Genomic DNA, 1868 nt, shown 5'->3' with positions numbered 1-1868 from the left:
CGGCGGCGAGGGCGGCGAGCTCGAGGCGGGCGAGGGGGAAGACACATGACCCCCGAGTACTACCTCTACCTGTCCGCGATCCTGTTCACGATCGGCGCGGCCGGTTTCCTGCTGCGCCGCAACGCGATCGTCGTGTTCATGTGCATCGAGCTCATGCTGAATGCCACCAACCTCGCGCTCGTGACGTTCGCGCGGCTGCACGGCGACGTGACGGGCCAGGTCATTGCGTTTTTCGTCATGGTCGTCGCTGCGGCGGAGGTTGTGATCGGGCTGGCGATCATCATGTCCATCTACCGCTCGCGCAGGTCCGCCGACGTCGACGACGCCGATCTGCTCAGGTACTAGGGGGCCGAGATGATCACGACGACGACAACGACCCCATCCCTCCTCGCGCTCAGCGTTGAGCCCGGTGGGTCGGATCCCGCTTCCTCGCTGACGGTCGCGCAATCTTATCCGGACCCCACCCTCTGGCTCATCCCCGCGCTGCCGCTGCTCGGGGCGGTGATGCTGTTGCTGATCGGGCGCCGAGCCAACGCGTGGGGGCATCTGCTGGGCTGCGCCACCGCGCTGGCCGCGTTCGGGGTGGCGCTGTGGCAGTTCGTGGAGATGGCCGGACGCCCGCCCGCCGAGCGCGCCGCTGGTCAGACCCTGTTCACGTGGATCTCCGTGGGCGAGCTGCACGTCGACTTCGGTCTGCGGCTCGACGAGCTGTCGATGGTGTTCGTGCTGCTCGTGACCTTCGTCGGCCTGCTCATCCACCTGTATTCGGTCGGGTACATGGCCGCCGATCCGGCGCGGCGGAAGTTCTTCGCCTACCTCAACCTGTTCCTCGCGGCGATGCTGCTGCTGGTCATGGCCGACAACTTCCTGGGGCTCTACCTGGGCTGGGAGGGCGTGGGCCTGGTCTCATACCTGCTCATCGGGTTCTGGCAGCACAAGCCGTCCGCGGCGACGGCCGCCAAGAAGGCGTTCCTCGTCAACCGCGTCGGTGACATCGGCCTGGCGATCGCGATGTTCGTCATGGTCACCCAGTTCGGCACGCTGAGCTACGAGGGCGTGTTCGCCGCGGTCCGGGGCGTCGACGGCCCGGTCAGCTCGGGCCTGATCACCGCGATCGGGCTGCTGCTCCTGCTGGGCGCGTGCGCCAAGTCGGCGCAGGTGCCGCTGCAGTCCTGGCTCGGCGACGCCATGGAGGGCCCCACCCCGGTGTCTGCGCTCATCCACGCGGCGACCATGGTCACGGCGGGCGTGTACCTCATCGTCCGCGCCAACCCAGTCTTCGACGCCGCCCCCACCGCCCGCACGGTCGTGATCATCGTGGGTGCGGTGACGCTGCTGTTCGGGGCGATCATCGGCTGCGCGAAGGACGACATCAAGAAGGTCCTTGCAGCCTCGACCATGAGCCAGGTCGGCTACATGGTGCTGGCCGCCGGCTTCGGCCCCGCCGGCTACGCGCTGGCGATCATGCACCTGCTCACCCACGGCTTCTTCAAGGCCGGACTGTTCCTCGGCGCCGGCTCGGTGATGCACGGCCTGGACGACGAGGTCGACATGCGCCGCTACGGGGCCCTGCGCACGGTCATGCCCATCACCTTTGTGACCTTCGGCCTGGGCTATCTCGCGATCATCGGGGTGCCGCCCTTCGCCGGCTTTTACTCCAAGGAGGGCATCATCTCCGCGGCGTTCGACGTGGGCAGCCAGCCCGCGGGCGCGGGTGCCTCGGCCAGCGGCTCGCCGGTCGGCTACCTGCTCGGGGCACTCGCGCTGCTCGGCGCCGGCCTGACCGCGTTCTACATGACCCGCGTGATGATCATGACCTTCTTCGGCGACAAGCGCTGGCACGCCGAGGCCGACCCGCACGAGTCGCC

The 1868-nt window shown here is 68.4% G+C and carries 2 protein-coding genes; both read left to right on the top strand.

What is annotated here, in order from left to right:
• The first annotated feature begins 45 nt into the window (after positions 1–45).
• Positions 46–345 (top strand): NADH-quinone oxidoreductase subunit NuoK, encoded by a 300-nt coding sequence (gene nuoK / locus G6016_RS01235; RefSeq protein WP_182630897.1) that lies wholly within the window; start codon positions 46–48, stop codon positions 343–345.
• 159 nt (positions 346–504) lie between these two features.
• On the top strand, positions 505–1868 hold a 1364-nt coding region (gene nuoL / locus G6016_RS01230), incomplete at its 3' end, for an NADH-quinone oxidoreductase subunit L (protein ID WP_241729647.1).

The sequence above is a fragment of the Dietzia aerolata genome (assembly GCF_014144865.1).
GTDB lineage: Bacteria > Actinomycetota > Actinomycetes > Mycobacteriales > Mycobacteriaceae > Dietzia > Dietzia aerolata.
This window is presented reverse-complemented; position numbering and strand designations above follow the sequence as displayed.